This is a genomic window from Priestia sp. P5_B4, from assembly GCF_056400385.1.
Window position 1 is genome coordinate 1 of record NZ_JBFULJ010000982.1, and the last position, 1329, is coordinate 1329.

Annotated in this window: 2 protein-coding genes; both read left to right on the forward strand. The window is 33.6% G+C overall.

What is annotated here, in order from left to right:
• Positions 1 to 352: STAS domain-containing protein (locus AC1DRF_RS28070; protein WP_477742319.1), on the forward strand; the 352-nt coding region annotated here is incomplete at its 5' end.
• A 552-nt stretch (positions 353 to 904) separates the two neighbouring features.
• On the forward strand, positions 905 to 1329 hold a 425-nt coding region (locus tag AC1DRF_RS28075; protein ID WP_477742320.1), incomplete at its 3' end, for an asparaginase domain-containing protein.

Genomic DNA, 1329 nt, shown 5'->3' on the forward strand with positions numbered 1-1329 from the left:
GCTTAGCACGCCTGTCATCAGTATTTCCGATACAGTGGGTGTGCTGCCTCTAATTGGTCAGGTTGATGATTATAAAAATAGTGATTTTGCAAAGAAAGTTATGCTGCAAGCAAAAGAGCTAAATCTGTCTTGCTTAATTATTGACTTATCAGGTGCACCTTCGATTGATACTATGATGACCAATGAATTATTTCAGGTTATAAAGATGTTGGACCTACTTGGCATTGATACAACTATCACAGGTATCCGTCCGGAAATAGCCTTAACTGCTGTTCAATTAGGAATAGATATGAGCAAATTGAAAACTTATGGAAAGTTAAAAGATGCAGTAAATAAGCTTTTGCAGGAGTGATATTGAATCAAAGTACTAAGCATTTTTTTATGTCGGTTATATCATAAATAGACGTACCCTTCCCATTAGGAGGAAACTTCAGGTACAAAGAGAACAAATAATTTATTTGTTCTTCCACTGCTAACATACTAATATGAAGAAAAAGAACTGTATATTTTTGAGTTCTCTTCTACTGTGAGTTAGCTTTTAGGACCCCTAATATTGACAGATAGAAATAAAAAAAGCAGTATTGGGTGCATTTCTTTTAAGCTAGTCATATTCATCATAATTCTTGTCAAAAAGAAGCCTTTGCTAATCATAGCAAAGGCTTCTTTTTGACGAGCTTCTTCTATAAGTTATGTAAATGATGAAATCAATCTTAACATATTTAAATGGTTTGCACATTTTTCATTATGGGTTTCCCGTTCTTATAATCCGTTTGGTAGTAAAGTAGCTTATAAAAATAATTCATTTATCTATTTATTCTTCGTATGGACAAATGATTGGATATTTTAAAATTAAATCATCCATAATACCATTACATGTATTTTCAACAAAAGGAGCTAAATAAAGATGAAACTGAAAAAAATAATAGGCATCACCTTTTTATCAAGCGTTATCTTATTTTCGGGACCTTTATCATTGGTCAATGCATCGGTAAATGATTCTAAAATGACTGTAAAACATTCAGTGAAAGAAGAGCAGCCTAATATAAAGATTTTGGCCACTGGAGGTACGATTGCAGGCTCTTCTGAAAGCAGCACAGACACAACTGGATATGAATCAGGAGCTCTTAACATTAAAACAATTATCAAAGCTGTTCCTCAGTTGAAAAAAATAGCGAATGTAAGCGGAGAACAGGTCGTAAATATCGGAAGTCAAAATATAGATAACAGTATTTTGTTAAAGTTAGCGAAGCGGATTAATACACTATTAGCTTCTAAGGATGTTGATGGAATTGTCGTGACACACGGATCTGATACGATGGAGGAAACGGC